Source organism: Glaciihabitans arcticus, assembly GCF_004310685.1.
In the GTDB taxonomy this organism is placed as follows: Bacteria; Actinomycetota; Actinomycetes; order Actinomycetales; family Microbacteriaceae; genus Conyzicola; species Conyzicola arctica.
This window is the reverse complement of record NZ_SISG01000001.1, coordinates 2902740-2926791: the sequence shown is the minus strand read 5'-3', so window position 1 is coordinate 2926791 and position 24052 is coordinate 2902740. Positions and strand designations below refer to the sequence as shown.

27 protein-coding genes and 1 tRNA gene are annotated in these 24052 nt (G+C 67.7%); 11 read left to right on the top strand and 17 right to left on the bottom strand.

The features are described 5' to 3' along the window. Nucleotides 1–508: HNH endonuclease signature motif containing protein (locus EYE40_RS14265; protein WP_130982655.1), on the top strand; the 508-nt coding region annotated here is incomplete at its 5' end. A gap of 216 nt (nucleotides 509–724) precedes the next feature. On the opposite strand, the gene EYE40_RS14260 is transcribed toward EYE40_RS14265, so the two are convergent. The 4 genes from EYE40_RS14260 to EYE40_RS14245 all read right to left on the bottom strand — a co-directional run bounded on the left by EYE40_RS14260 (nucleotide 725) and on the right by EYE40_RS14245 (nucleotide 3722). Beyond that, a complete protein-coding gene (locus EYE40_RS14260; RefSeq protein WP_130982653.1) occupies nucleotides 725–1879 on the bottom strand; it encodes a M23 family metallopeptidase in 1155 nt (384 codons plus the stop codon). Nucleotides 1880–2196: 317 nt separating this feature from the next. Then, entirely contained in the window at nucleotides 2197–3015 is an 819-nt protein-coding gene (locus EYE40_RS14255) for an inositol monophosphatase family protein (protein ID WP_130982651.1), read from the bottom strand. Between the two features lie 108 nt (nucleotides 3016–3123). Beyond that, on the bottom strand, nucleotides 3124–3519 hold the full coding sequence (locus EYE40_RS14250) for a hypothetical protein (protein ID WP_130982649.1): 396 nt from the start codon (nucleotides 3517–3519) through the stop codon (nucleotides 3124–3126). Nucleotides 3520–3637: 118 nt separating this feature from the next. Beyond that, nucleotides 3638–3722, bottom strand: a tRNA-Tyr gene (locus EYE40_RS14245). A 147-nt stretch (nucleotides 3723–3869) separates the two neighbouring features. On the opposite strand from EYE40_RS14245, the gene EYE40_RS14240 reads away from it, so the two are divergent. Beyond that, nucleotides 3870–4895: a LacI family DNA-binding transcriptional regulator gene (locus tag EYE40_RS14240; RefSeq protein WP_130982647.1), complete on the top strand. Its 1026-nt coding sequence runs from the start codon at nucleotides 3870–3872 to the stop codon at nucleotides 4893–4895. On the opposite strand, the gene EYE40_RS14235 is transcribed toward EYE40_RS14240, so the two are convergent. Further along, complete coding sequence (locus EYE40_RS14235) at nucleotides 4879–5655, bottom strand: lytic transglycosylase domain-containing protein (protein WP_161972405.1); 777 nt, start codon at nucleotides 5653–5655, stop codon at nucleotides 4879–4881. The genes EYE40_RS14240 and EYE40_RS14235 overlap by 17 nt on opposite strands. Nucleotides 5656–5678: 23 nt before the next feature. Between EYE40_RS14235 and EYE40_RS14230 the strand changes: the two genes are divergently transcribed. The 4 genes from EYE40_RS14230 to cls are packed head-to-tail and all read left to right on the top strand — an operon-like array spanning nucleotide 5679 to nucleotide 8329. Further along, nucleotides 5679–6167: a YajQ family cyclic di-GMP-binding protein gene (locus tag EYE40_RS14230; RefSeq protein WP_130982643.1), complete on the top strand. Its 489-nt coding sequence runs from the start codon at nucleotides 5679–5681 to the stop codon at nucleotides 6165–6167. A gap of 3 nt (nucleotides 6168–6170) precedes the next feature. Then, complete coding sequence (locus EYE40_RS14225) at nucleotides 6171–6416, top strand: hypothetical protein (protein ID WP_130982642.1); 246 nt, start codon at nucleotides 6171–6173, stop codon at nucleotides 6414–6416. Further along, nucleotides 6413–6865, top strand: coding sequence for a DUF6176 family protein (locus EYE40_RS14220; RefSeq protein ID WP_240034829.1), 453 nt, complete (start codon nucleotides 6413–6415; stop codon nucleotides 6863–6865). Before EYE40_RS14225 ends, EYE40_RS14220 begins: the two co-directional genes overlap by 4 nt. 9 nt (nucleotides 6866–6874) lie before the next feature. Next, entirely contained in the window at nucleotides 6875–8329 is a 1455-nt protein-coding gene (cls, locus tag EYE40_RS14215; protein ID WP_130982640.1) for a cardiolipin synthase, read from the top strand. Between the two features lie 8 nt (nucleotides 8330–8337). Here the strand turns inward: cls and EYE40_RS14210 are convergent, their stop codons facing one another. Genes EYE40_RS14210 through ubiE form a run of 3 tightly spaced genes read right to left on the bottom strand, consistent with a single transcriptional unit; the run spans nucleotide 8338 to nucleotide 11626 of the window. Continuing rightward, on the bottom strand, nucleotides 8338–9690 hold the full coding sequence (locus EYE40_RS14210; RefSeq protein WP_130982638.1) for an FAD-dependent oxidoreductase: 1353 nt from the start codon (nucleotides 9688–9690) through the stop codon (nucleotides 8338–8340). A gap of 26 nt (nucleotides 9691–9716) precedes the next feature. Further along, the gene (locus EYE40_RS14205; protein WP_130982636.1) at nucleotides 9717–10808 is read right to left on the bottom strand and encodes a polyprenyl synthetase family protein; all 1092 of its coding nucleotides are present in this window, start codon (nucleotides 10806–10808) and stop codon (nucleotides 9717–9719) included. 50 nt (nucleotides 10809–10858) lie between these two features. Then, the gene (gene ubiE, locus EYE40_RS14200; protein ID WP_130982634.1) at nucleotides 10859–11626 is read right to left on the bottom strand and encodes a bifunctional demethylmenaquinone methyltransferase/2-methoxy-6-polyprenyl-1,4-benzoquinol methylase UbiE; all 768 of its coding nucleotides are present in this window, start codon (nucleotides 11624–11626) and stop codon (nucleotides 10859–10861) included. Nucleotides 11627–11678: 52 nt separating this feature from the next. Here ubiE and EYE40_RS14195 point away from each other — a divergent pair, with 52 nt between their 5' ends. After that, the gene (locus EYE40_RS14195) at nucleotides 11679–12929 is read left to right on the top strand and encodes an isochorismate synthase (RefSeq protein WP_130982632.1); all 1251 of its coding nucleotides are present in this window, start codon (nucleotides 11679–11681) and stop codon (nucleotides 12927–12929) included. 14 nt (nucleotides 12930–12943) lie between these two features. Here EYE40_RS14195 and EYE40_RS14190 read toward each other — a convergent pair whose 3' ends face one another. Genes EYE40_RS14190 through EYE40_RS14180 form a run of 3 tightly spaced genes read right to left on the bottom strand, consistent with a single transcriptional unit; the run spans nucleotide 12944 to nucleotide 15900 of the window. Next, nucleotides 12944–13762, bottom strand: a complete 819-nt coding sequence (locus EYE40_RS14190) for a PPK2 family polyphosphate kinase (RefSeq protein ID WP_130982630.1) — start codon at nucleotides 13760–13762, stop codon at nucleotides 12944–12946. A gap of 10 nt (nucleotides 13763–13772) precedes the next feature. Beyond that, entirely contained in the window at nucleotides 13773–15560 is a 1788-nt protein-coding gene (menD, locus tag EYE40_RS14185) for a 2-succinyl-5-enolpyruvyl-6-hydroxy-3-cyclohexene-1-carboxylic-acid synthase (RefSeq protein WP_130982628.1), read from the bottom strand. Continuing rightward, nucleotides 15538–15900 (bottom strand): PLD nuclease N-terminal domain-containing protein, encoded by a 363-nt coding sequence (locus EYE40_RS14180; protein WP_240034828.1) that lies wholly within the window; start codon nucleotides 15898–15900, stop codon nucleotides 15538–15540. Before EYE40_RS14180 ends, menD begins: the two co-directional genes overlap by 23 nt. Before the next feature lie 39 nt (nucleotides 15901–15939). Between EYE40_RS14180 and EYE40_RS14175 the strand changes: the two genes are divergently transcribed. After that, complete coding sequence (locus tag EYE40_RS14175) at nucleotides 15940–16191, top strand: DUF4229 domain-containing protein (protein WP_161972404.1); 252 nt, start codon at nucleotides 15940–15942, stop codon at nucleotides 16189–16191. Nucleotides 16192–16211: 20 nt separating this feature from the next. Here the strand turns inward: EYE40_RS14175 and EYE40_RS14170 are convergent, their stop codons facing one another. Further along, nucleotides 16212–17186 carry a 1,4-dihydroxy-2-naphthoate polyprenyltransferase gene (locus EYE40_RS14170; protein WP_420810058.1) on the bottom strand — a complete coding sequence of 325 codons (975 nt, stop codon included), beginning with the start codon at nucleotides 17184–17186 and terminating at the stop codon, nucleotides 16212–16214. Between the two features lie 9 nt (nucleotides 17187–17195). Next, nucleotides 17196–18302: an AMP-binding protein gene (locus EYE40_RS14165; protein ID WP_130982624.1), complete on the bottom strand. Its 1107-nt coding sequence runs from the start codon at nucleotides 18300–18302 to the stop codon at nucleotides 17196–17198. Between the two features lie 55 nt (nucleotides 18303–18357). Here EYE40_RS14165 and EYE40_RS14160 point away from each other — a divergent pair, with 55 nt between their 5' ends. Next, nucleotides 18358–19599, top strand: coding sequence for an ATP-binding protein (locus EYE40_RS14160; RefSeq protein WP_130982622.1), 1242 nt, complete (start codon nucleotides 18358–18360; stop codon nucleotides 19597–19599). Continuing rightward, nucleotides 19589–20608 (top strand): hypothetical protein, encoded by a 1020-nt coding sequence (locus EYE40_RS14155; protein ID WP_130982620.1) that lies wholly within the window; start codon nucleotides 19589–19591, stop codon nucleotides 20606–20608. Before EYE40_RS14160 ends, EYE40_RS14155 begins: the two co-directional genes overlap by 11 nt. Here EYE40_RS14155 and EYE40_RS14150 read toward each other — a convergent pair. The 3 genes from EYE40_RS14150 to EYE40_RS14140 are packed head-to-tail and all read right to left on the bottom strand — an operon-like array spanning nucleotide 20602 to nucleotide 22119. After that, on the bottom strand, nucleotides 20602–21498 hold the full coding sequence (locus tag EYE40_RS14150) for a 1,4-dihydroxy-2-naphthoyl-CoA synthase (RefSeq protein WP_130982619.1): 897 nt from the start codon (nucleotides 21496–21498) through the stop codon (nucleotides 20602–20604). The genes EYE40_RS14155 and EYE40_RS14150 overlap by 7 nt on opposite strands. A 16-nt stretch (nucleotides 21499–21514) precedes the next feature. After that, nucleotides 21515–21730 carry a hypothetical protein gene (locus EYE40_RS14145; RefSeq protein WP_130982617.1) on the bottom strand — a complete coding sequence of 72 codons (216 nt, stop codon included), beginning with the start codon at nucleotides 21728–21730 and terminating at the stop codon, nucleotides 21515–21517. Nucleotides 21731–21744: 14 nt separating this feature from the next. Then, on the bottom strand, nucleotides 21745–22119 hold the full coding sequence (locus EYE40_RS14140) for a hypothetical protein (RefSeq protein WP_130982615.1): 375 nt from the start codon (nucleotides 22117–22119) through the stop codon (nucleotides 21745–21747). 69 nt (nucleotides 22120–22188) lie between these two features. Here EYE40_RS14140 and EYE40_RS14135 point away from each other — a divergent pair, with 69 nt between their 5' ends. After that, nucleotides 22189–23169, top strand: a complete 981-nt coding sequence (locus EYE40_RS14135; protein WP_130982613.1) for an o-succinylbenzoate synthase — start codon at nucleotides 22189–22191, stop codon at nucleotides 23167–23169. 53 nt (nucleotides 23170–23222) lie between these two features. Here the strand turns inward: EYE40_RS14135 and EYE40_RS14130 are convergent, their stop codons facing one another. Then, a complete protein-coding gene (locus EYE40_RS14130; protein WP_130982611.1) occupies nucleotides 23223–23999 on the bottom strand; it encodes a CHAP domain-containing protein in 777 nt (258 codons plus the stop codon). Between the last annotated feature and the right edge of the window lie 53 nt (nucleotides 24000–24052).

The window sequence follows — 24052 nt, the reverse complement described above, 5'->3', positions numbered from 1 at the left end:
TGGACCGGTGGTGAAGATTCTCGTGGCCGCTGAGTCGCTCGACACCCGCACCGGTCACGCCCGGATCGAGGGCTCACCGACGCCGGTGTCCGTGCAGACGGCGGAACGTTTGGCGTGCACCGGCACCACCGTCCCGATCCTGTTCGACAGCGCCGGTCAGATCCTCGACCTCGGACGGGAACAGAGACTATTCACCAAACGACAAAAACAGGCCCTCGCCGCCCGGGACGGTGGCTGCATGTGGCTCGGCTGCGACCGACCCGCCTGCTGGACCGAAGCCCACCACATCGACCACTGGGTAAGAGACGGCGGCAACACCAACACCGCCGACGGCATCCTGCTCTGCAAACACCACCACCTGCTGCTCCACAACAACCACTGGGAGATCCTCCGCACCGGGCCCGAATACCGGCTGGTTCCGCCACCGGATCTCGACCCCGACCAGACCCCCATCCTGCTGCGCTCCAAAAGCGCCGCCCTCACCGAACTACTAGCCAGAACACGATGACCGGCGCCAACCTGCCCACGGTCAGCTCAGGCGACCTAAGCCCCCACCCGCTACGAGAAGGACCCCGCCACCACACCCCACCCGTTGCTCATCCGGGCGCTCACCAAGCGATCGAGAAACGGTTCTTTGATCCGTGCAATCAACCGGCGCCCGGGACCACGAGCACCGCACTCACCTCACGCCCGTTACCGGCACGCGTCATCACTTGTGCTGAGATCAACCCGCGTTGGTGGCGTTCTTGGTCAGCCAGGCGAAGGGGTCGACCTTGATCTCGCTGACCATGAGTTCGAAGTGCAGATGAGGGCCTGTGGCTACGCCGGTCGCACCGACGAGACCGACGAAATCGCCGACCTTGACGAGATCACCGACCTTCATTGGACTCGAGTTCATCTGCATCCCCGCGTAGACGCTCGTGATCTTGGAATTGCCGATCAGGTGCTCGATACGCACCTGGTTGCCGATTCCACTGTTCGTCACCTCCGTGAAGACGACGGTACCCGCAGCGATGGCGGTGATCGGCGTACCATCACCGGGAGTGAAATCGACACCCTGGTGGAAGGTCGAACACCCACGGCACGGGGCCACCCGCTCGCCGTACCCGTCCGTAATCGGCACCGCGTACGCGAATGGCCAACGGATCGCACCCGTCGTCGCCTTGTAGGTGTAGCTGCGATTGCCGTAGCGCTCCCGCAACTGCTCAGCGTAGGAGGTGACTGTCGGCAGTTCCCGTTTTGGAGATGCCGCCGCTGCGACCACGTCACTGGAGACGGCCAGTGCCTGGCCGGGCACGAACTCAGTCTCCGCGAGAGCCTCCGGATCGGCGACCGGCCCCATGATCGCATTCGCCGGCACCGAGACACCAACCAACAGGGCGCCCGCGAACAGCATGGCGACCATGGAGAAAAGGCGGGAGGAGACAAGAGCCGACCGAGGCGAGCGTGCCGCGGCAGCCCGAAGACGGGACTTCTCGCGCGCGGTCAGCCGTCGCTTACGAACGGGGCCGCCTGTGCGCTTCGGGTAAGCGGTGGCGACGAAGGGCGGTAACTCCACGCTCTCCGCGTGCGTGGTCGATGGCGAGGGAAGAGCCGGGACGACTGCGGAGCCCAGACTCGCTGGGTCGGATGCGACCGAAGAAGCGGCCGCGTCGATCGGCACGGCGTGCTCGACCCGCGAGTGCTGCACGGCAGCGACAGTGGGTTCGCTACCGGTGCGCTCCGACGCATTCACGGTGAAGAACTGCTCGAACGGGTGGGAAGCATCAATCGGCGGGCGAACCGCCGCGGATGACGGAGACGGGGCCGACAATCCAGCCGCCTCGAGCTCGCGGCGCTGGCGGCGAGTGAGAGGCTGCTCGGTCGAAGGATCGGTCACGGGCGAAGCGCCCCCGTGCCCAAGGCGGATACGAAGAACGAGCCGAATGAAGCCGAATCGAGGTTCCGCGAAATGCCACGCACGCGTAAGGCCATCTCGGGTACTCCTCTAAAAAGTTATCGGCGCACAGCACGGGCCGATCCAGTTCTTCGGGTGGTCACCGCGGGGCTCACAGGCCTCCGGGCAACGGATTTCTCCACGTTAGCCCCTTTGCCCACGACCAGCCACCCCACGAAGAGGAGGGGGAGACCGCCGGAGCCACTGCGAACTCTTGGGCACGACTCGTTCAGACTCTGAACGCGCGGGACAAGCGGCGGTCAGACGCCGAGCTCGACCAGGCGTGCCTCGAGCACACGCGCCAACTCCGGCTCGGCGGCGAGGATGAAGTCGCGGCTGGGAGCGGCATCCCGAAGCCCCTTGACTGTCGCACCCGCCTCACGGGCGATCAGGGCGCCGGCCGCATGATCCCACGGGCTCAACGTGCGCTCGAAGTAGGCGTTGAGGCGCCCCGCCGCGACAGCGCACAGGTCGAGGGATGCGGTGCCCATACGACGGATATCCCGCACCTGAGGCAGCAGGCTCGCGACGAGCGCACCCTGCACTCCACGCATATCCGAGTCGTAGGCGAAACCGGTGCCGACCAGCGCCTGTCCGATCGGTACGGGCGGGGCGACGGCGAGCCGGGCGGGCGTGACGGCCGCGGCATCCCCGAGGTATGCGCCACCGCCCTCGGTCGCGGTGTACACCTCTCCGGTCGCCGGGTTGAATACGCATGCGGCGAGCGCACGCCAGACGAGCGGGTCCGGTCCGCCCTCGACAACAGCGATGCTTACCGCGTAGTGCGGAAACCCGTACAAGAAGTTCACCGTGCCGTCGATTGGATCGACGATCCAGGTGAGCCCGCTTGCGCTCTCGCTCGCGTCGCTCTCCTCGCCGTAGAAGCCGTCGTCCGGCCGCGCATCGGCGAGCAGCGCGCGGATGAGCGCCTCGGTCTCCCGGTCCGCCTCCGTGACGATGTCGACCGGGCTTGACTTCGAGGCCGCAACCGAGACACCCTCCCTGCGGCGTCGAGCGGCCAGTTCGCCCCCGGCCAGGGCTGTGTCGCGCGCTATCCGGAGCAGATCGTCGAAGGACATAGAACGAGCGTAGGCCGCGCGGCCGGGTTGTGGTGTGTGCGCGGGCCCATCCACCGCGGCCGAACAAGCGCTGGCCCGATCAACCAGGACGAGCTCACAGCCGCCGAACTATTGCTCCGTGTCCCACGCGTAGTACGCACCCTGAGTCTCGAACACCATCCAGCTCCCGCAGTCGTAGCCCTCCGTGAGTACCGTTTTCGGCCACCAGCCCACCCCCAGATCGGTCGGCGTGCCCGAGATCGGCCCGGGCTCACAGTAGGTCGCGGTGATCCCGCCCGGCGACGTCCAGCGCAGCCGAGCCCCCGCCGACGAGCTCACCGCGAGATCGACGTTTTCGGCATCCAGCGGCAGAATGCCCGGGATGTGCGCCGCCAGCTTCGAATTGAGCGCCTCCGCGTCGTCGGCGAAGTGGGTGTCACTCACGGTCGGGCCGCCGAACGCCGCGCAACCGCCGAGGACCGTAGACGCTGCGACAACGGACAAAGCGAGCGCGATGCGATTCATAACAGCAGTTCACCGCAGGAGCGGTGGGGCCCGCGTCGGGCGGGAGGGTGAGCGGTGTCATCCTCAGGACTGAGTAGTTAACCAGCAAAGGCCCCGGCGAACCGGGACCTTCGTGTACTGGTGGCAAGTGAGGGATTCGAACCCCCGAAGTTGAAAACGGCTGATTTACAGTCAGCTCCCTTTGGCCGCTAGGGTAACTTGCCAAGGCGCCCTCGTCCACATGTATTCATCTGACCGAACGCGCTGAATAAGAATAGCGTGCCTTTCGCCTGAGCAAAATCGCGCCGCCGGCGAGGGGCGTCCGAGAAGCGTGCAGCTAGGATTCGGACAGCGAAAGAGGTACCGCACCCATGCCTGGAATCATCGAAGTTGCCCAGCTCGCCGGTGTCTCGACGGCCACCGTCTCCCGCGCGCTGAGCGGCAACGGCCACGTGTCCGCCGCGACCCGCGACCGCGTGCAGGCTGCGGCCCTCGAGCTCGGCTACGTCGTCTCATCCAATGCGTCGAGTCTCGCGACCGGACGCACCAAGAACGTCGGTGTGGTGATCCCGTTCCTCAACCGCTGGTTCTTCAGTTCGGTCATCGAAGGCGCCGAGCAGGCTCTGCTGACCCACGGCTACGACCTGACCCTCTATAACCTGAGCGGTGGCGGCGACGAGCGCAGGCTCGTGTTCGAGCACTTCCTGCTGCGTAAGAGAGTGGATGCCGTGATCGCCATATCCCTCGAACTCACCCCGGGAGAGGTCGGCCGCCTCCTCGCAATGAACAAGCCGATCGTCGGCGTCGGCGGCCCCCTGCCCGGGGTGCGCACCCTGAGTATCGCGGATGTCGAGCTCGGCCGTCTCGCCACGGAGCATCTGCTCTCGCTCGGCCACCGCAGCATCGGGCACATCGGCGAGACCGAGGAGTCGGAGACGGACTTCCACGTGCCCACCAACCGCCGGGCCGGCTACGAGTCAGCACTGCTCGCTGTCGGTGTGCCTGTCGACCCGGAGCTGTTCCGCTCGGGCGACTTCACCATCCAGGGCGGCTATGCCGCGGCGAAACAGCTGCTCGGCAATCCCCGCAAGCGCCCGACCGCGGTGTTCGCGGCATCCGACGAGATGGCGATCGGTGCGATCCTCGCCGCGCGCGACCTCGGACTCACCGTGCCGGGCGACGTGTCGATCATCGGCATCGACGACCACGAGCTGGCCGAGTTCTTCGGCCTGAGCACCATCGCGCAGTTCCCGGCGGCGCAGGGCCGACTCGCGGTCGAGATCCTCATGGACCAGCTGCACCCCGGCCACCGCGACCAGAGCACGGTGAACACGCCCCTCAACTACGAGCTGGTGGTGCGCTCGAGCACCGCGCGCCCGGCTACCCCTCGTCGTTAGCCCGGGCCGCGTCCAGGTACTCATTCGCCTTCGCCGCGACCTTGATGAGGTAGGAAGGCGCGGAGTTGTACGCGGCGATCGCGCGCTTCCAGCCCTCCTCGGTGCGCAGGTCCCCGCCCGCTCGGCACAGGTAGTGCGCGGCGGCGAGGGCCGCGTCGTCGATGTTCTGCGCGTCGGCGACACCGTCGGCGTTCGCGTCGCCCAGCCAGTTGGCTGCAGCCTGCGGGATGAACTGCATCGGGCCGACCGCACGGTCGATGTCGTCCAGCCCATCGAAGGCGCCGCCGTCGGTGTCGGGGATGTTGGCGGTATCCCCGCCATCGAGGATCACGCCGTAGATCGGCGGCGTCGTCACGCCATCCTCGTCAATGATCGAACCGCCGTGCGTGCCGTGTCGGCTCTCGACATAGCCGATCGCCGCGAGGGTGTTCCAGCCGATGCCGCAGCCGGAGGTGAACTCGTTCTTCGCGATCGCCGAACCCGCGTAGGCGGTGAGTGCGCGCTCCGGGATGCCCGTCTCGGCCGACAGGGAATCCAGCCACACCGGGTCGGTGAGCAACCCGATGTTGCCCGGCGTGCGATCGTCCCAGAGCGGGGGCAGGGCAGCCTGCTGCGACCAGGTGGGCACATTGGCCTCGACCGGTTCGGACGGATGACTGAGCCGCTCGATGGGCGCGAGCAGCACCCACACTCCCGCGACCAGTACTGCGAGTCCCCCGATGATCGCTGCGGCAATAATCGCTATTCGTCTCGAAGGCACGGTCTTGGTTCTACCATGGGGGCATGGCAGATTCCACATTCGACATCGTCAGCAAGGTCGACAAAATGGAGGCGGACAACGCCGTCAACCAGGCGCAGAAGGAGATCCAGACGCGCTACGACTTCAAGGGCGTCGGCGCATCGATCGAGTGGAGCGGCGAGAAGCTTCTCCTCAAGGCGAGTGCCGAGGAGCGCGTCAAGGCCGTTCTCGAGGTGCTCGAGCAGAAGTTCATCAAGCGCGGCATCTCGCTGCGCGCCCTCGACACCGGGGAGCCGTTCGCGAGCGGCAAGGAATTCCGCATCGAGATCTCGCTGAAGAACGGCATCTCGAGCGAGGACGCGAAGAAAGTCTCCAAAATCATCCGTGACGAGGGGCCGAAGGGCGTCAAGTCGCAGATCCAGGGCGACGAGCTGCGCGTGCAGTCGAAGAGCCGTGACGACCTCCAGGCCACCATGGCCCTGCTCAAGGGCAAGGACCTGGACGTCGACCTGCAGTTCGTAAACTTCAGGTAGTACATGGACGTCGGCCTGGTCGCCCTGATCGTTGTCGCACTGTTTGCTGCGAGCATCGCGTTCTGGCCGACCTGGTTCCGGTGGGAGAACGATCGCAAGCGCGCGAAGGATCCGAGCTACCGCGCGCCCACCGTGCTCGGGGTCTTCGACGAGATCTATCGCCCGGACGCGCATGCCGCGAGCCAGATCGCCGAGGCGGAGAGCGTCATCCCGGCACCCGCACCGAAAGCAGGGGGCAAAAAGAGATGACGGAACCGTTCACCCCGTTTCGCCCGGATTTCGAGTTCGTCGGGCATCCGATGCCGCCGACAGTGCCGGCCGGGCTGAGCCTCGAGCTCAGCCGCGCGAAGCTGCTCGACGGCAAGGAGGCGCAGCTCGACGAGTGGATGCAGATGCTGACCGATCGCTACGAGGAGTGCGTCGCCACCCTGCCGGCCGAGCGAGCGGCCTTCGAGGCGACCTTCAAGCACACCGAGGCGGACGGTTCGGTGTGGATGTACCACCTCGCTGTGATCGGCACGGAGGGCGGCGGTCTCGACACGAGCAACCCGGTGGATGCCGCACACGAGGACTATGCGAAGCGCACGAAAGAGCGCGGCTGGGAGGAGCTTCAGCCGCTGTTCATGCTCGCACCGACCCATATCACCGACGCCCTCGCAAGCTGGGGGAACACCGGGATAGCCCCGAGCCCTCGGTAGACTTCGGCCATGACGGCTGATGATTGGTGGAAGATCGCCCTCGGCGTCGGATTCGGCATCGACCTGGTCATCCGGGTGCTCTCGGTCATTATCATCCCGCGCAATCGACGCCCGCAGACGGCCATGGCCTGGCTGCTCGCGATCTTCTTCCTGCCCTTCGTGGGCATCCTGCTGTTCCTGCTGTTCGGCAGCCGACGCCTGCCGAAGAAGCGTCGCCTGAAGCAACGCGAGATCAACGACTACATCCTCGACACCACCGAGGGATTCGACGACGTCAGCCACGACCACCCGTGGCTCGACCCGGTCGTCGAGTTGAACCGAACGCTGGGCGCCATGCCGCTGGTCGGCGGAAACACCGCGAAGCTGTTCGGCGAGCCCGTCTCCTCACTCGCCGCGATGACCGAGGCGATCGACGGCGCCAAGAAGTACGTGCACGCGGAGTTCTACATCTTCGCCCACGACAAGACGACCGCACCGTTCTTCGACGCGCTCGAGAACGCCGTAAAGCGCGGCCTGCACGTGCGGGTGCTGCTCGACCACGTCGCCGGCCTGCGCACCAAGGACTACTACCGCACGGTGCGCCGGTTCAACCGGATGGGCGTGGACTGGCACCTGATGCTGCCGATCCAGCCGCTGCAGGGCAAGTGGCAGCGCCCCGACCTGCGCAACCACCGCAAGATCCTCGTGGTCGACGGGACCGTCGCCTTCACCGGTTCGCAGAACATCATCGACCCGAGCTACAACAAGCGCGGCAACATCAAGCGCGGACTGCAGTGGAAGGACCTCATGGTGAGGTTCGAGGGTCCGATCGTCGCCGGCATCAACGCGCTGTTCGTGACCGACTGGTATTCGGAGACCGACGAGCTGCTGCTGCGCGAGACAAGCGACGTGCCACGGCCGAAGCTCACCAACGCCCTCGACGCGCAGGTGGTGCCAAGCGGTCCGGGCTTCGCGGGAGAGAACAACCTGCGCCTGTTCAACTCACTGCTCTACATGGCGCAGGAGCGCATCATGATCTCGAGCCCCTACTTCGTGCCCGACGAGTCGATGCTCTACGCGATCACGACAGCCGCGCAGAAGGGCATCCAGGTCGACCTGTTCGTCTCGGAGATCGGTGACCAGCCGCTCGTCTACCACGCCCAGCGCAGCTACTACGAGGCGCTGCTCAAGGCCGGCGTGCACATCTGGCTCTACCGCTCGCCGACCGTGCTGCACTCCAAGTTCTTCACGATCGATGACGAGGTGGCGGTGATCGGCTCGAGCAACATGGACATGCGCTCGTTCAGCCTCAACCTCGAGATCTCGGTCATGGTGCACGGCCGCAGCTTCGTCGAGGATCTGCGCGGCATCGAGGCGGAGTACCGCTCGAAGAGCCGCGAGTTGAGCCTCGACGAGTGGATGGAGCGCCCACTCCCCGCCCGCGTGCTCGACAATGTCGCGCGCCTGACCGCCGCGGTGCAGTAGCGGTCAGCTCAGGCCTTGTTGCTGACCGTCACCATCTCGTCGCGGGGCACAACCTTGATGCGGGTGCGACCCACGGCCTCGCCGAGCGCGAGCTCGTGCTGGTCGAGGTTGTGCCAGCCGTCGAGGTTCGTGAACTCGACACCGCGGTCGCGGAGCAGGGCAACGATGGCCTCCTCCTCGGGGTGTGCCGGAGCCCACCAGTTGGCCTGATCGTTGATGACGTGGCGCACGGTCTCCATGGCGTCGCTCTTCGTGTGGCCGATGAGGCCGACCGGTCCACGCTTGATCCAGCCGGTCGCGTAGACCCCTGGCACCAGCTCGTCGTTGTCGTCCAGCACCTGGCCTTCGCGGTTCGGGATGACGCCGCGCTTCTCATCGAACGGGATCCCATCGAGCGGCGACCCGAAGTAGCCCACCGCGCGGTACAGCGCCTGGATCGGGATCTCGCGGATCTCCCCTGTGCCCACAACGCCGCCGGCACCGTCGGGCTTCGTGCGCTCCCAGCGATAGCCGGTCACCCGGCCCTCTTCACCGAGCACCTCGAGCGGCTTGGCGTAGAAGTGCAGGTGCAGGCGACGGGATGCGCCACCGACCTCGCGCTCGCGCCACTTGGTGAGCACCCGGTCGATGACCAGCACCTGCTTGTTCGTGGCGATGGCCGCCTTCGACGCCTCGTCGTAGTCGAAGTCCTCTTCGTGCAGAATCATGTCGACGTCGTTCAGTTCCCCGAGCTCGCGCAGCTCGAGCGGCGTGAACTTGACCTGGGCGGGTCCGCGGCGTCCGAAGACGTGGACGTCGGTGACCGGCGAGGCGGCGAGACCGGCGTGCACGTTCTCGGGGATCTCGGTCGGCAGCAGGTCTTCGGCGTGCTTGGCGAGCATTCGAGCGACGTCGAGGGCGACGTTACCGTTGCCGATCACGGCGACCTCCTTCGCCTCGAGCGGCCACTCGCGCGGCACGTCGGGGTGGCCGTCGAACCAGCTCACGAAGTCGGCGGCGCCGTAGCTTCCGTCGAGGTCGATTCCCGGGATGGCGAGGTCGGCGTCGCGCACGGCACCGGTGGAGAAGATGACGGCGTTGTAGTGCTGCTTGAGATCGTCGAGCGTCACGTCGCGACCGTAGAGAACATTGCCGAACAGGCGGATGCGACCGGTATCCAGAACCTCGCGAAGGGCCGTGATGATGCCCTTGATGCGCGGGTGGTCGGGGGCGACGCCGTAGCGCACCAGCCCGTAGGGCGCGGGCAGCTGCTCGAACAGGTCGATCGAGACGTCGAACTGCTTCTCGGCCTTGAGGATGATGTCGGCCGCGTAGATGCCCGCGGGTCCTGCTCCGACGATGGCCAGCCTGAGCTTGGTCACAGTGTTTCTTCCGTTCCTGGGTGGGGTTAGTTGCTGCGCTCGACGACGGTCTCCGCGAAGCGGGACAGCGCCTTCTTCACCGGACCGTTGGGCAGGGGCGCAAGCGCGTCCACGGCCTCCCGGGCCCAGCGGTGGGCTTCGGTGCGGGTTCGGGATGTCACGTCGTGCTCGCGCAGCTCGGCGATGGCCCCGGCGAGAGCCGCGTCATCCACCGTCGTTCCCTGCTCGGCAGCGTAGAAGGCCGCGTTCACGTCGCGCTCGAGTCGGGTGAGCAGGTCGGCCGCATCGAGGTCGGTCGCCGCGAGCTCGCGCAGGTAGAGCAGGGGCAGGGTGGAGACACCGCTGCGCAGGTCGGTGCCGGCGATCTTGCCGGTCTCCTCGGTCTGCGGGGAGAGGTCGATGATGTCGTCGATGAGCTGGAAGGCGACACCGATCTTCTCGCCGAACTCGACGACCGGCAGGCGGTACTCTTCGGGGGCGTTCGAGAACAGCACACCGATCTCGGCCGCGGCCGCGATGAGCGAGCCGGTCTTGTCGGCGAGCACCTGCAGGTAGTGCTGGATGGGGTCCTCGCCCGCGCGCGGGCCGAGTGTCTCGTGCAACTGCCCGAGGCACAGGCGCTCGAAGGTGTCGGCCTGCAGGCGGATGGCGCGCTCCCCCAGGCCGGCCACGAGTTTGCTCGCGCGGGCGAACAGTAGGTCGCCGGTGAGGATCGCGACCGAGTTGCCCCACACCGCCTGGGCGGAGGGGACCCCGCGGCGCATCTGCGCCTCGTCCATCACGTCGTCGTGGTACAGCGAGGCGAGGTGCGTGATCTCGATCGCCTTCGCGCCCTTCATCACGTTGTCGTTGTTGCCGTCACCGAGCTGGGCGGTGAGGAGGGTGAGCACCGGGCGAACGCGCTTGCCGCCGGCCTCGAGCAGGTAACGGCTCGTCACGTCGGCCATGTCATCGGCGAAGGACATCTCCACGAGAAGTCCCTGCTCGACGATCTCGAGGCCGTCTTCGATCGCCTTGACGAAGCGGCGCTCATCGCTCGAGGCGAAGAGTTTCTCCCCGAGTCCGAGGGATGAGCTCAGCGTGTTGCTGCGACGAGCAAGCGGAACGCTCGAATTCACTCTCTGGCCGATCTGCAGGGAAGCCGCGACGGCCTCGGTGGGTGGAAGTTCTAGGACGCCTGGGTCTTCACAGGACGGGTGACGGCGCTCTTGCGCTTGGCGACGGAGGCGAGAACCGTGGCCTCGATCGGCTTGCGACCGCGGTGCAGGGCGACGACGCCGGCAGTGAGGTTGCGGTAGGCGACGCGGGTGAATCCGACACCGCGGATCCAGCGGCTGAGCTCGCCCTGGTCGGGCCACGCCTTGATCGACTCGTTGAGGTAGGTGTACGCCTCGGCGTTGGAGCTCGTAACGCGCACGATGGTCGGCATCACGTACTTCATGTATGCGCCGTAGCCGGCGCGGAGGATCGCACGCGGCGGTTTTGAGAACTCGCAGATGACGAGGCGGCCACCGGGCTTGAGCACGCGGTACATCTCGGCGAGCGCGGCGCGCGGGTCGTTGATGTTGCGCAGTCCGAAGCTGATGGTGACGGCGTCGAACACGTTGTCGCCGAACGGCAGCTTCTCGGCGTTGGCTTCGATAAACTCGAGCATCGGGTGCTTGCGGCGACCCTCGGCGACCATGCCGGCCGAGAAGTCGACGGCGACGACGCGAGCGCCGGTCTTCGTGAGGGCTATGGATGACGTTCCCGTGCCCGCAGCGATATCCAGGATGCGCTCGCCCTCCTGCGGGTCGATCGCCCGCACGGTCGCGAAACGCCACAGAACAGCGTTGCCCGCCGAGAGCACATCGTTGGTGCGGTCATAGTGGCGTGCAACGCCGTCGAACATTCCCGCGACCTCGTCGGGCTCCTTGTTCAAGTCGGCTTTCGTCACCCCCCAAGTCTAGTGAGAAAGCTGTTCGCCAAGCGGGGAGTACGCTGGAGAGGTGAGCGAACCAGCGGCAGTCCTACCCGCCCTCACCGTCCGAACCCTCGCGCTCGACGAGATCGGACCACTCGTCCCGCTCCTCGATCCCCGCGATCCGCTGCTGTTTGTGCGCCGCGGACAGGGCGTGGCTGGCTTCGGCGAGGCCGTTCGCCTCGAATTCACCGGCGAGGACCGAATGCGCGAGGCCTCCGCAGCCTGGCGCGAACTGGTCTCCCTGTCGGAAGTCAGCGATGCTGTGGATCTGCCGGGCACCGGCCTCATCGCGCTCGGCTCCTTCGCCTTCTCCCGTGACTCGGCCGCGACAAGCGTGCTGATCGTTCCGTCGGTGATCGTGGGTCGCCGTGACGGCAAGGCCTGGATCACCCGGATCGTGACCACCGGCTCCGATGCTCCGGATGCCCCGGTCCCCACTCCCACCGCATTCGGGCCTGAGTACCGTATCTCCCTGCTGCCGGGGGCCATGAAGGCCGAAGCCTTCACTGCCGCCGTGGACTCCGCGATCGCGGCCATCGCCGCCGGTACCGTGCGCAAGGTCGTCATCGCCCGCGACCTCGTGGGCCACCTGCCCGAGGGCGCCGACCTGCGCCGCGTGCTCAGCGACCTCGCGGTCGGCTACCCGGACTGCTTCACCTACTCCGTGAACGGCTTCATCGGTTCCAGCCCCGAGACGCTGGTGCGCGTCGATCACGGCGAGGTCAGCGCTCGCGTTCTCGCCGGGAGCATCGGGCGGGGCAGCGACGCCGACAGTGATCAGGACGCGGCCGTTGCGCTCGCGACATCCACCAAAGACCTGGACGAGCACGCGTTCGCCCTCGCCAGCGTGCTGCGCGTGCTCGAACCGCACAGCAACACGCTCATGGCGAGCGAACTGCCGTTCACCCTCAAACTACCCAACCTGTGGCACCTCGCAAGCGACGTCGAGGGACGCCTGAGCGACGGATCCAGCTCGCTCGATCTGATTGCGGCACTGCACCCGACGGCCGCGGTCGCGGGCGCGCCGACCGGTGAGGCGATGGACCTCATCGAGCAGCTCGAACCCTTCGACCGCGGACGCTACGCCGGACCGGTCGGCTGGGTCGGCGCGAATGGCGACGGCGAGTGGGCCGTAGCGTTGCGCTGCGCTCACGTGTCGAGCACCGGACGCATCACCGCCTACGCGGGCGCCGGCATCGTGGTCGGGTCCGAGCCCGAGCGGGAGCTCGCCGAGACGAAGATGAAGTTCCGGCCGATCGTCGAGGCCTTTAGGTAGCGCGGGGCTTACCGCTAGCTATCCGCGAGCCGCGCCTTCTGCTCGTCCACGTCGTAGTCGGCCTTCGGCCAGTCCAGCTTCAGTTCGCGCATCTTCTCGAGGAGCAGGCGCTGCACCGCGAGGCGGGCGTACCACTTGTGGTTCGCGGGAATGACGTGCCACGGGACATCCCCCGTTCGCTCGATCGCGACCTGGTAGGCCTGCTGGTAGTCGGCCCACAGGGCGCGCTCGTCGAGGTCGCCGGGGTTGAACTTCCAGTGCTTGGTCGGGTCGTCGAGGCGGGCCTCAAGGCGCTCCTTCTGCTCGTCCTTCGAGATGTGCAGCATCACCTTGATCAGGGTGGTTCCGGATGCCACCAGCTCGGCCTCGAACTCGTTGATGAGCCCATACCGCTCCTCGATCGCCTCCGGTGTGGAGAAGCCGCGGACGCGGTGGATCAGCACGTCCTCGTAGTGCGAGCGGTCGAAGACACCGATGTAGCCCGCCGGCGGAAGCTGCTTGCGGATGCGCCAGAGGAAGTCGTGCTGCTTCTCCTCGTCGGTGGGCGCCTTGAACGCGAACGCCTTGACGCCCTGCGGGTTGGTGTCGCCGAGCACGTGGTCGACAATGCCGCCCTTACCCGCCGTGTCCATCGCCTGCAGCACGAGTAGCACGCTCTTCTGCCCGCCGAAGCGGCTCTCGGCAAAGAGCTTCTCCTGCAGCGTCGCGAGTTCGCCCGAGCCGAGCTCGAGAGCCTTCTCGCCGTCGGCCTTCTTGCCGGTGAAGCCGGGCGTCGAGCCGGCGTCCAGTGTCGAGAGGTCGAATCCTTCGTTGGCCCGCAGCAGCTCTTCCATGCGGTTCAGGTTAGCGCGGCAGCGGCACTTCCACGATGGTCGGGAGGTTGCCGGGGGTGAGCTTCTCGTCGAGCTGGCCACGGTTCTCGACGCGGCGGTACTCCCAGCCGTAGGCCTTCGCGAGGTTCTCGATCGACGCATCGTGCGGGGTGAGCAGCACGCGGTCGAGGTCCTCGGCGTTCGCGGATGCCGCCACCTCGAGCCCGTCGAAGATGGTTCCGCCACCGTCGTTGCCGACGATCACCTGGATGCGGGGACGCGTCTCCCCGGCCCCGATCAGCAGCGCACCGACATCGTGCAGCAGGGCCAGGTCGCCGAGTAGCACCCGGGTGACACCGCTCGCCGGGGCGCCCTCGCGGGATTGGCTGGCAAGGGCGATGCCGACCGCCGTCGAGATCGTGCCGTCGATGCCGGCGAGTCCGCGGTTGGCGTGCACGCGGACCTTCTTGCCCGGCACCACGGTGTCCGTTTCGCGGATGAGGCGGGATGCCCCGAGCACCAGCCGATCGTGCGGCCAGGTCATCCGCCACACGGCTTCGACCAGCGCACGCCTCGTCACCGGCGCTTTGAGACCGGCGAGCACGGCGCGGTTGAACGCGGCCTGGTCGGCCGGTTCGCTAGAGATCGCGATCGCGATGTCGGGGGCATCGTGCTGTTCCAGTTCGTTGCGGGATGTCGTCACCCAGCGCCCGAGCCACGACCGCGCGGCGGGCGAGTCGTCCGGCGCGGTCGTGACGCGCACGTCATCGACAAACGTATGGACGCGGTGGCCGGGGTTGTAGTCGTCGGGGGCGGCGGAGCTCACGACGATCGTCTGCACGCCCTCGCGCTGGATGAGCGCCGGCACCTGGCGGCTCAGCGTCGGATGCCCGAACACGATCACGCGCTCGACCCGGTCACCGAAGTTGGCGCGGTCGAGCAGGGCGCGGTAGTTCACGACGAGGTTGGGGCCGAAGTGCGCACCGCTCGCGACCTCAGCGAGCAGCGGTGCGCCGAGTGCGCGGGCGACGGCCTCGGCACGCTGGCCGGCGCCTGTGCCTGCGACGACGACGGTGCCGGGGGCGTAGGCGAGGTCGGCGATCCGGACGCCTGTGGCCGTTGGCAATTCAGGGCTTTGGTCAGAAGCTTCCGTTGGCTCCGCAGCGGCTGGCGTTGGAACTTCAGGACTTTGGTCGACCGGGGCCGGCGGCACGGCGCCCGAGAGCGGCTCGGTGAACGCGAGGTTGAGGTGCACGGGACCGCGCGCCGCCGCGGCGAAGGCGTCACGGGCGAGGGAGGCCGCGGCATCCCGTTCTCCTGAATTGCCAACAGCGCCCGATGAGCCCGATGAGCCCGATGGCAAGAGTCCTGAATTTCCAACGGGGGCGGGGACGTCCCATTCGGCACGGACGGCCGCACCGAAGATGCCCGGCTGCTGCGTGGTCTGGTTGCCGCCGATGCCGCGCAACTCGGCAGGTCGGTCGGCAGAGAGCACGATGAGCGGCACGCCCGAGTGGTGCGCCTCAAGCACGGCCGGGTGCAGGTTCGCGACGGCCGTTCCCGAGGTGGTGATGATCAGCACGGGGGCCGCCGTCTCCACCGCGAGGCCGAGCGCGAGAAATCCGCCGACGCGTTCGTCGATACGCACGTGCAGGCGCAGCGAGCCGGTGCGGGCGCGGTCGGCGGCGACGAGGGCGAGAGCCTGCGAGCGGGATCCCGGGCTGAGGACGACGTCGCGCACGCCGAGCCTGACGAACTCGTCGAGCAGGGCTGCAGCGAAGTCCGTGGCGGGCGCGCTAGCCCCGCGTGCTGCGGTCATCGCCGGGCTTCTCGTCGGGGTCGTCCAGGTCGCCGAGCTGGGCTTCGAGGTCGCGGATGCGATCCTGCTGCTCCTGCTCGCGGGCGAGCTTGCTCAGGTAGGCCGGGTCGTCGTCGGGCGCGACGGTACGACGGGGCGCTGAACCCTGCGCCGAGTCCTGGCCGCGGTCCTTTCCGAAGATGAACCAGAGGATTCCGCCGATGACGGGAAGGAGCAGGATGATGATGATCCAGAAGACCTTGTTCAGCGTCTTGATCTGCCAGCTCTTCGAGAGGATCACGTCGACGATGCAGAAGATGTCGAAGGCGATCACGAGGAACGGGAACAGGATGCGGAGCATACGGTCAATTCTAAGTGAGCGCGTCCTTACACTGGGATGGTGAAGTCCTGGGTCGTCTACAGCATCATCCGCGTCGCGCTTTTCTTCGGGGTGTTCGCGATCCTCATGGTGGCGAATACGCCGTTCTGGCTGGCGGCGATCATCGCCGCCGTGTTCAACCTGTGCTTCTCCTACCTCTTCCTGCGAGGTCGCCGGGATGAGCTGGTGACCGACCTGCAGGCGCGCAGAGCCGCCGGAATCGACGCGAAGTCGGACGAGGCCATCGAGGATGCGCCGGAGCCGCGCAGCTGAATAAACAGCCGCACAGCTGGCTACAGTGCGATGGCGAGCGCCAGCACGATCCCGTATACGAGCGACGCGAGGCTGGCGAGCTTGAGCGCGAGGATGAACTCGGGCGGCGTTTTGGCGGTGGACACGATGATGACCGCGGGCAGGGCGAGCATCAGCGCGACGAACCCATAGGCGGTGTTGAAGTAGAGCAGCGTGAAGCCGACGAGGATCACGAACGGCAGAATCATAAAAATGCCGAAGAGGATGCGTGACGCGCGCGCACCGATCAGCACACTCAGGGTGCGCTTGCCGGCGATGCGATCCTGCTCGATGTCGCGCAGATTGTTCACGATGAGCACGGCACAGGCGAAGAAGCCGAGCGCGGTGCCGCCCGCCCACGCCTCGACACTCACGGTGCCGGCCTGCACGAAGGTGGTGCCGGCGGTGGCGACCAGCCCGAAGAAGACGAAGACGAAGACCTCGCCGAGTGCGTTGTAGCCGTAGGGCCGCTTTCCACCCGTGTAGAACCAGGCGGCGACGATGCAGACAGCGCCCACGGCGATGAGCCAGTAGTAGCCGGTGCCGATCGCGAGCACGAGGCCGGCGACCGCGGCGATGCCGAAGAACGCGAGGGCGACGGTGAGTACGGTGCGCGGCTTCGCGGCTCCCGACCCGGTGAGGCGGGACGGACCGACGCGGTGCTTGTCGGTTCCGCGCACTCCGTCCGAGTAGTCGTTGGCGTAATTGACGGCGATCTGGATCGAGAGCGCGACGATCAGGCAGAGCAGGGCGCGACGCCAGTGGAACTCGCCGTTGTCACCGAGGATGTACGCGACCGCCGTTCCGACGGCGACCGGCGCGATCGCCAGCGGCAGGGTGCGCAGGCGGGCTCCGGCGATCCAGTCGCGAGCGGTCGCCTTCTTCACGACGGGGGCGCCGGGCGGTCGTCCGCCGGGGCGTCCGCTCACGCCACGCTTGGGGGGAAGTCGGACCTCGGTCTTCTTCGGTGTAGCCACGGCCCGATTCTAGCGAGGCGGCGCTGCGAGCAGCCTCAGCGCGACCCGATCGGGCTTGCCCGATGACAGCTGCGGGATGCCCGCAACGCTCACGATCCGCGCGGGTGCCGCATGCCGCCCGAGCGCTTCGGCCACGGCGGCCCGCACGTCCTCGAGAGAGGCACCGTCCGCCGTCGTGACGACCACGGGAGTCTCGCCCCACTCGTCGCTCGGCGCCGCGACCACAACGGCGTCTCCGAGTCCGGGCAGGGAACGCACCACGGCCTCGACTTCACCGAGCGACACCTTCAGCCCCCCGGAGATGATCACGTCGTCGAGCCGGCCGGTGACCGCGAGCACACCGTCGACGAGGGTCCCCGCGTCGCCCGTGCGGTACCAGTGCTGGCCCGCATCCACGAGGAACGTAGCGTCGGTACGCTCGGGGTCGTCGAGGTAGCCCTCCGCGAGAACCGGCCCCGCGAGCTGGATCTCGCCGTCGACGATCCGCACCTGGGTCGATCCGATCGGGACACCGTCGTACACGCAGCCGCCCGAAGTCTCGCTCGAGCCGTAGGTGCGGGTCACCCGGATCCCGCGTTCGGTGGCGAGCTCCAGCAGCGCGGCGGGAGTCGCCTGGCCGCCGAGCAGCACACGGTCGAACCGGCGCAGGGCGGCGGTCGCGGCATCCGATTCGAGAAGACGGTGCAGCTGGGTGGGGACCAGCGACGTGAAGCGCAATGGCTGGTCGAGTCGCGCAGCGGCCTCGGCGAAGCGCTCAGCGGTGAAGCCCGACGGGTCGAGGATCACCGGCTCGGTGTCGGCGGCGGCCGAGCGCACGAGCACGTTGATGCCCGCGATGTAGGTGGTGGGCAGGGCGAGCAGCCACTGCCCGGGGCCGCCGAGGGCGGACTCGGAGGCGGCTGCGCTCGCGAGCAGGGCATCCGCGGAGAGGGCGACGCGCTTGGGCCTGCCGCTCGAGCCACTCGACTGCACGACCACGCTCACGCGGCGCGCGACCTCGGCCGGGAGACCGGCGGGAGCCTCGCCCGCGAACACGGCGGGGCCGGAGCCGTCGAGTGCCGCACGCAGGGCAGGAACGAAGTCCGGTCCGGAGACCGCGCGCAAAGGTCTCGTCATCCAGCAACTGTAACCACCTTGGCTGGTAGCGAAACGTGTCACGGTAGACCGATCTGTGACACGCTTGTTGCCGAACGTCAGCGGAGTGGGGGTGCGCGTGGTCATCGAAAGTGCGTACGACCGCATCTTCCGTATTCTTGTGCTGTCGATCGGGCTCGGCAGTGTCGTGTTCACGCTGCTCGGACTACCCGGGGTGATCGAGCAGCACTACTACCTGCACCCGGCCTTCTCGATCCTCGCGATCACCATCTACCTGGGGCTGCCGCCGCTGATGGCGACCATCGCGTTCCGCGCTCCCGTACGGGTGCTGCGCGTGCTCGCGGTCACTCAGGCAACCTCGGCCGTTGTCTTCCTCGCGTTGTGGAAGCCGTCGATGGTCAGCGAGTACCTGCCGGGCGACCGCATCCCGTGGATCATCAACATCATCACCATCTCGGCCTGCGTCGCCGGGTTGGTGCTGCGGCCGGTGGTGGCGTGGCTGTTCCTCATCGTGCTCGCGGCCGAGAGCGGCGTGGTGCGGTTCCTCGCCTACAGCAGCGACGATGCCTCGCTCGCCTTCCAGGACGCCGTGATGATCACGCTGATCAGCGGGGTCATGCTCTCGCTTATCATCCTCGCGCTGCGCGCCGGGCGGGACCAGGACGCGGCGGCCGCGAAAGCGCACGACGCCGTCGCCCGGGTCGCCACGGTGCAGACCCTCGAGAGCCAGCGCGCCCGCTACCAGGCATTTATGCACGATGACGTACTCGCGACCCTGCACGCGGCCTCCCGCAACGTGCCCGGAACCATGGAGCTCACCCAGCGCAGTGCCCAGCTCGCGCTCGACAAGCTCGACGAGTTCCGCGACGGCACCCCGACCCACTCGCAGTTCACTGCGGAGGAGCTCGAGAGTCACCTGCGAAGTTCTGCCCAGCGCTCCGGTCACGAGCTCGAGGTGATCTCCCGGGCGGATGCCTCGTCACTCACGATCCCCGTCGACACCGGTGACGCGCTCGCCGAGGCGCTCGCTGAGGCCCTGCGCAACAGCGTTCGGCACGCCGACTGGCCGGACGGACGCCCCGTCACTCGCCGCGCGCAGGCCACGTTCCGCCCGGCCGGGGTCGACATCGAGATCTCCGACGACGGTCGCGGCTTCCTCGCGCGCCGCGTCGGCCTCGACCGGCTCGGCATCCGGGTCAGCATCCTCAAGCGGGTCAACTCGCAGACCGGCGGCTTCGCCTCGGTCGACTCCTCGCGCGGACACGGCACTACCGTGCGGCTGTCCTGGACGGCGGAGGGGGCCTACGGTGCCGAATGACACAACGGCAATCCTGCGGCTGACCGACTTCAGCGGCCGGCTGCTGCTCGCCTTCTACGGTCTCGCCACGACCCTGGTAGCGATCCTCAACCTCCCGGGCCTGCACTGGCCGGTGACCGGCATCGCCGCACTCGTGATGCTCTGGGTCTCGCTCGTGCTGCTGGGCCTGCCCGGCCTGCAGCCGTTCTCGCTGCCGCCGACCATCGCGCTCGTGGTGCTCACCACCCTTATCTCACTCATCTCGCCGTGGAGCATCAGGGACCTCGCCAACCCCGGCTACGCGACCTGGCACATGGGCACGGTGACCTTCATCCTGCTCGTGCTCGCGCTGCGCGGTCGGCCCGGATTCGCCTGGCTCGGCTTCGGGCTTTTTACTGCCCTCACGCTGTTCTGGACGGTGTCCACCGACCAGGCACTCATCTCCGGGGTCGAGAACGTGCTGCGGCAGGGCGCCAACCTGCTGATCGGAACCCTGTTCGCCCGCTTCCTCGTGCGAGCCAGCGAGACGATCACCGCCATCCAGTCGAAGCAGCTCACCGGTACTGCGCAGCACGCCGCCCGCGCCGCCGAGGTCGAGGAGCGCGAGCTGCAGGTCGAGCGACTCGAGCGCAACGCCCGCCCTGCGCTCGAACAGATCCTCGCGAACAAGACCTTCACCGACCGCGAGCTGCTCGACTTCGATCTGCTCGAGGCGACCCTGCGCGACGGCATCCGGGCCGCCGGGTTCAGTAGCGAGCGTCTCGCCGCTGAGACCCGCGCAGCCCGCGAGCGCGGCCTGCACGTTGTGCTGCTCGACGACCGCGGCGAAGAACTCGTCGACGGCGACCGCGAGCGCGTCGAGAACGCCCTGATCGCCGAGCTGCACGCGAGCGCCGGCGGCACCATCACGGCCCGCCTGAGCCCCTACGGCCGCGAGGACGTCGCCACGATCGTCGTTGATGAGGATGGCGTCTTCCGGCGCATCGTCGTCGGACTCGACGAGGTCGAGGTGACCTACCTGGGTCAGTAGTGCCAGGGGTAGGGCGACCAGTCGGGCTCGCGCTTCTCGAGGAAGGCGTTCTTGCCCTCGACTGCTTCGTCGGTGCCGTAGGCGAGCCGCGTGGCCTCTCCCGCGAAGACCTGCTGGCCGACCATGCCGTCATCCACCGCATTGAAAGCGAACTTCAGCATGCGGATGGCGGTCGGCGACTTCGTGAGGATATCCTGCGCCCACTCGTAGGCGGTCGTCTCGAGCTCGGCGTGCGGCACCGCGGCGTTGATCGCCCCGGTGTCGAGCGCGCGCTCGGCGCTGTACTCGCGGGCCAGGAAGAACACCTCGCGGGCGAACTTCTGGCCGACCTGTCGAGCGAAGTAGGCGCTGCCGTAGCCGGCGTCGAACGAGCCGACGTCGGCATCGGTCTGCTTGAACTTTCCGTGCTCGAGCGAGGCGATCGACAGGTCGCAGACCACGTGCAGCGAGTGACCGCCGCCCGCAGCCCAGCCCGGGATGACCGCGATGACTACCTTGGGCATAAAGCGGATGAGTCGCTGCACCTCGAGGATGTGCAGGCGTCCGGTGCTCGTGGTGCCGTCAGGGTATTGGTACCCGTCCCGGCCCCGGATGCGCTGGTCTCCCCCGGAGCAGAACGCCCAGCCGCCATCCTTGGGGCTCGGACCGTTTCCAGTCAGCAGCACTACGCCAATGCGCGGGTTCTGCCGGGCGTCGTCGAGAGCACGGTACAGCTCGTCGACCGTGTGCGGGCGGAACGCGTTGCGCACTTCGGGCCGGTTGAACGCGATGCGGGCGACCCGCCCCGCGACATCCTGGTGATAGGTGAGGTCGGTGAGGTCGGTGAACCCCTCCACCTCGCGCCAGGTGTCGGCGTCGAACAGTTCGGAGACAAAACCCTGGGCGGCCATGCTGCCAGCCTAGGTGTTAGTTCAGCACCCCGGCGATGACCACGATGCCGAGAGCGACGACCACAAGGCCGATCACGCCGACCACGATGCTGCCCAACGAGCCGGAGCGCTTCTGGCGAGCCGCGGCATCCGAAGCCCACGTGCCCTTCTCGGCGAGGGGCAGCGTCGTCTGCATGCCGAGCGCGAGGCGCTGCTGCGTCTGTTCGAGCGTTTCCTGCCGGTAGCCTGCCATCGCTCTGCCTCGTTCTAGGAACTGATCGTGTCGAGAACCCCAAGAATGCGGGTGAGGGCCAGGGGGTTGGCCAGAATACTGAGCACCACGGCGATCGCGCCCCAGCGACGGCCGAAGCCGAATAGCAGGGCGACGAGCCCGAGCAGGCCGGTGATCACCGTGCCGACGATCGCGACCGTGGCGAGGGTGCGGGCTATCGAGTAGTCCCCGCCGCCGACCGCAACGATCGCGTAGCCCTGCACGGCCGCGAAGAGAAGGGCGAGAAGGGCGGCACACGCGCCCATCAGCCAGGTGCCGCTGTCCGACTGCTCGGCGGGGGCGGCGCTGCGCGAGGTCACGCTGCGGGACAGGGGACGGAACACCTCGATGCCTGCGGTTCGCTGTGCCATGTTTGTGCCTCCCCTGTGCGCTTCACCCTAGTCCACCCTTTCCCAGCCGAACCTTGCGAGACTGGGGACATGATTCCTCAGCTTTCCGACCTGTTCGCGACGGCCCGAGTTGTGTCACTCCCCCTCGCCACCCGTTTCCGGGGCATCGACAGTCGCGAAGCCCTGCTGTTCCGCGGGCCCGAAGGCTGGAGCGAGTTCTCCCCCTTCGCCGAGTACGACGACACCGAAGCCACAGCCTGGCTCGCCGCCGGCATCGACTTCGCCTGGAACCCCACTCCCCCGCTGCTGCGTTCGAGTATCCCCGTGAACGCGACACTGCCCGCCGTTGCCGTCGCCGAGGTCGCCGCCGTGCTCGCGCGCTTCGGCTCGTGCCGCACCGTCAAGGTGAAGGTCGCCGAGCCCGGGCAGTCGCTTGCAGATGACGTCGCCCGCGTCGAGGAGGTGCGCCGCATCCTCGGGCCGGAGGGCCGCATCCGTGTCGACGCGAACGGCGCCTGGAACGTCGACGAGGCCGAGCACGCCATCCACGCGCTCGCATCGTTGGACCTCGAGTACGTCGAGCAGCCGTGCGCCACCGTGCCGGAGCTCGCCGAGATCCGCGAGCGCGTGAAGTACATGGGTGTGCCGATCGCCGCGGACGAGAGCGTGCGCAGGGCCGTCGATCCACTCGCCGTCGCACGGGCCGGGGCCGCCGACCTGCTCGTGATCAAGGCCCAGCCACTCGGGGGCATCGTGAGCGCCGGTCGCATCGTCGCCGAGGCCGGCCTGCCCGCGGTCATCTCGAGCGCGCTCGACACATCCATCGGCATCTCCATGGGCCTGCACCTCGCGGCGACCATTCCCCGGCTCGACTACGACTGCGGTCTCGGCACCGCCGCCCTCCTCGCCGCAGATGTGACGGATGAACCGCTCCTGCCCGTCGACGGCGAGCTGCCAGTGCGGCGCGTGACGCCGAGCCCCGCGCTGCTCGAGCTGCACGCGGCCTCCGCAGAGCGCACGTCGTGGTGGTACGCGCGATTGATCCGCGTCTGGGACGAGCTGACCGCTTAAACCACAACGGCCATCTCACCCGAGGGTTCGATGGCCGGTGGTCACGCCGCCGATCAGGGAGGCGGGTACAGGAAGAGTGCGACGGAACTCGAGGGGATCGTTCGCGTGTGGTACGACGCGGAGCCGTTCCAGTTGTACTCCTCGAGGAACACGGAGCCACCGGAGACGGACTTGACGTAGGCGACATGGTTTCCGTTGAACCAGGCGACGGCACCTACCACTGGGGTCGTGCTCGTCTTCCAGCCGTTGTTGGCCCAAGCGCGCGCCCACGCGGAGGCCGAACCGCCGCCGGGGGTCATGTTTGCCCAGGTGTAGGCCCACGGCTCACCGGTGACGCCCTTGTCGCGGTTGATTCGCCAGGCGACGAAGTCGGTGCACTGGCTGCCGACGTAGCGCAGCGAGGTGAGGCCGTACTGGCCGCGGAACGGGTAATCGTCGCCGGCCTGGCGCGGTCCGACGACACCGAAGGCCCCCGCACGGGCCGTGGCGCGCAGAGTCGCGGCCTTGCGCGACATGAGCTGGGCGTGAGTCTCGGCGGTGAATGCCTGGCGTTCGACGGCGATCTCAGCGGAAGCGCTCACGCTGACCGCCTGCAGGTCGATCGGGTCGACGTGGCCTTCGGCGGAGAGCAGCTCGGCCTCACCGAAGCTGGGCGGGGTTCCGATCGCGAAGGCGGGGATGGAGGTGGCGGCGAGGAAACCGGGGATGACGATGACGGTCAGGAGACCGAGGAGCTTCTTGGGGCCCTGGCGCTTGGCGGGGACAACACGCCTGACCGGGGTCGCGGAGCGGGAGGAGCGGGTCGGATACGCTGCGTTTGCAGGCGCCACGGTCGAGGTGGACTGAGCCGTGGGAGCCGCGGGAATGGGCAGCGCGAGCGCGG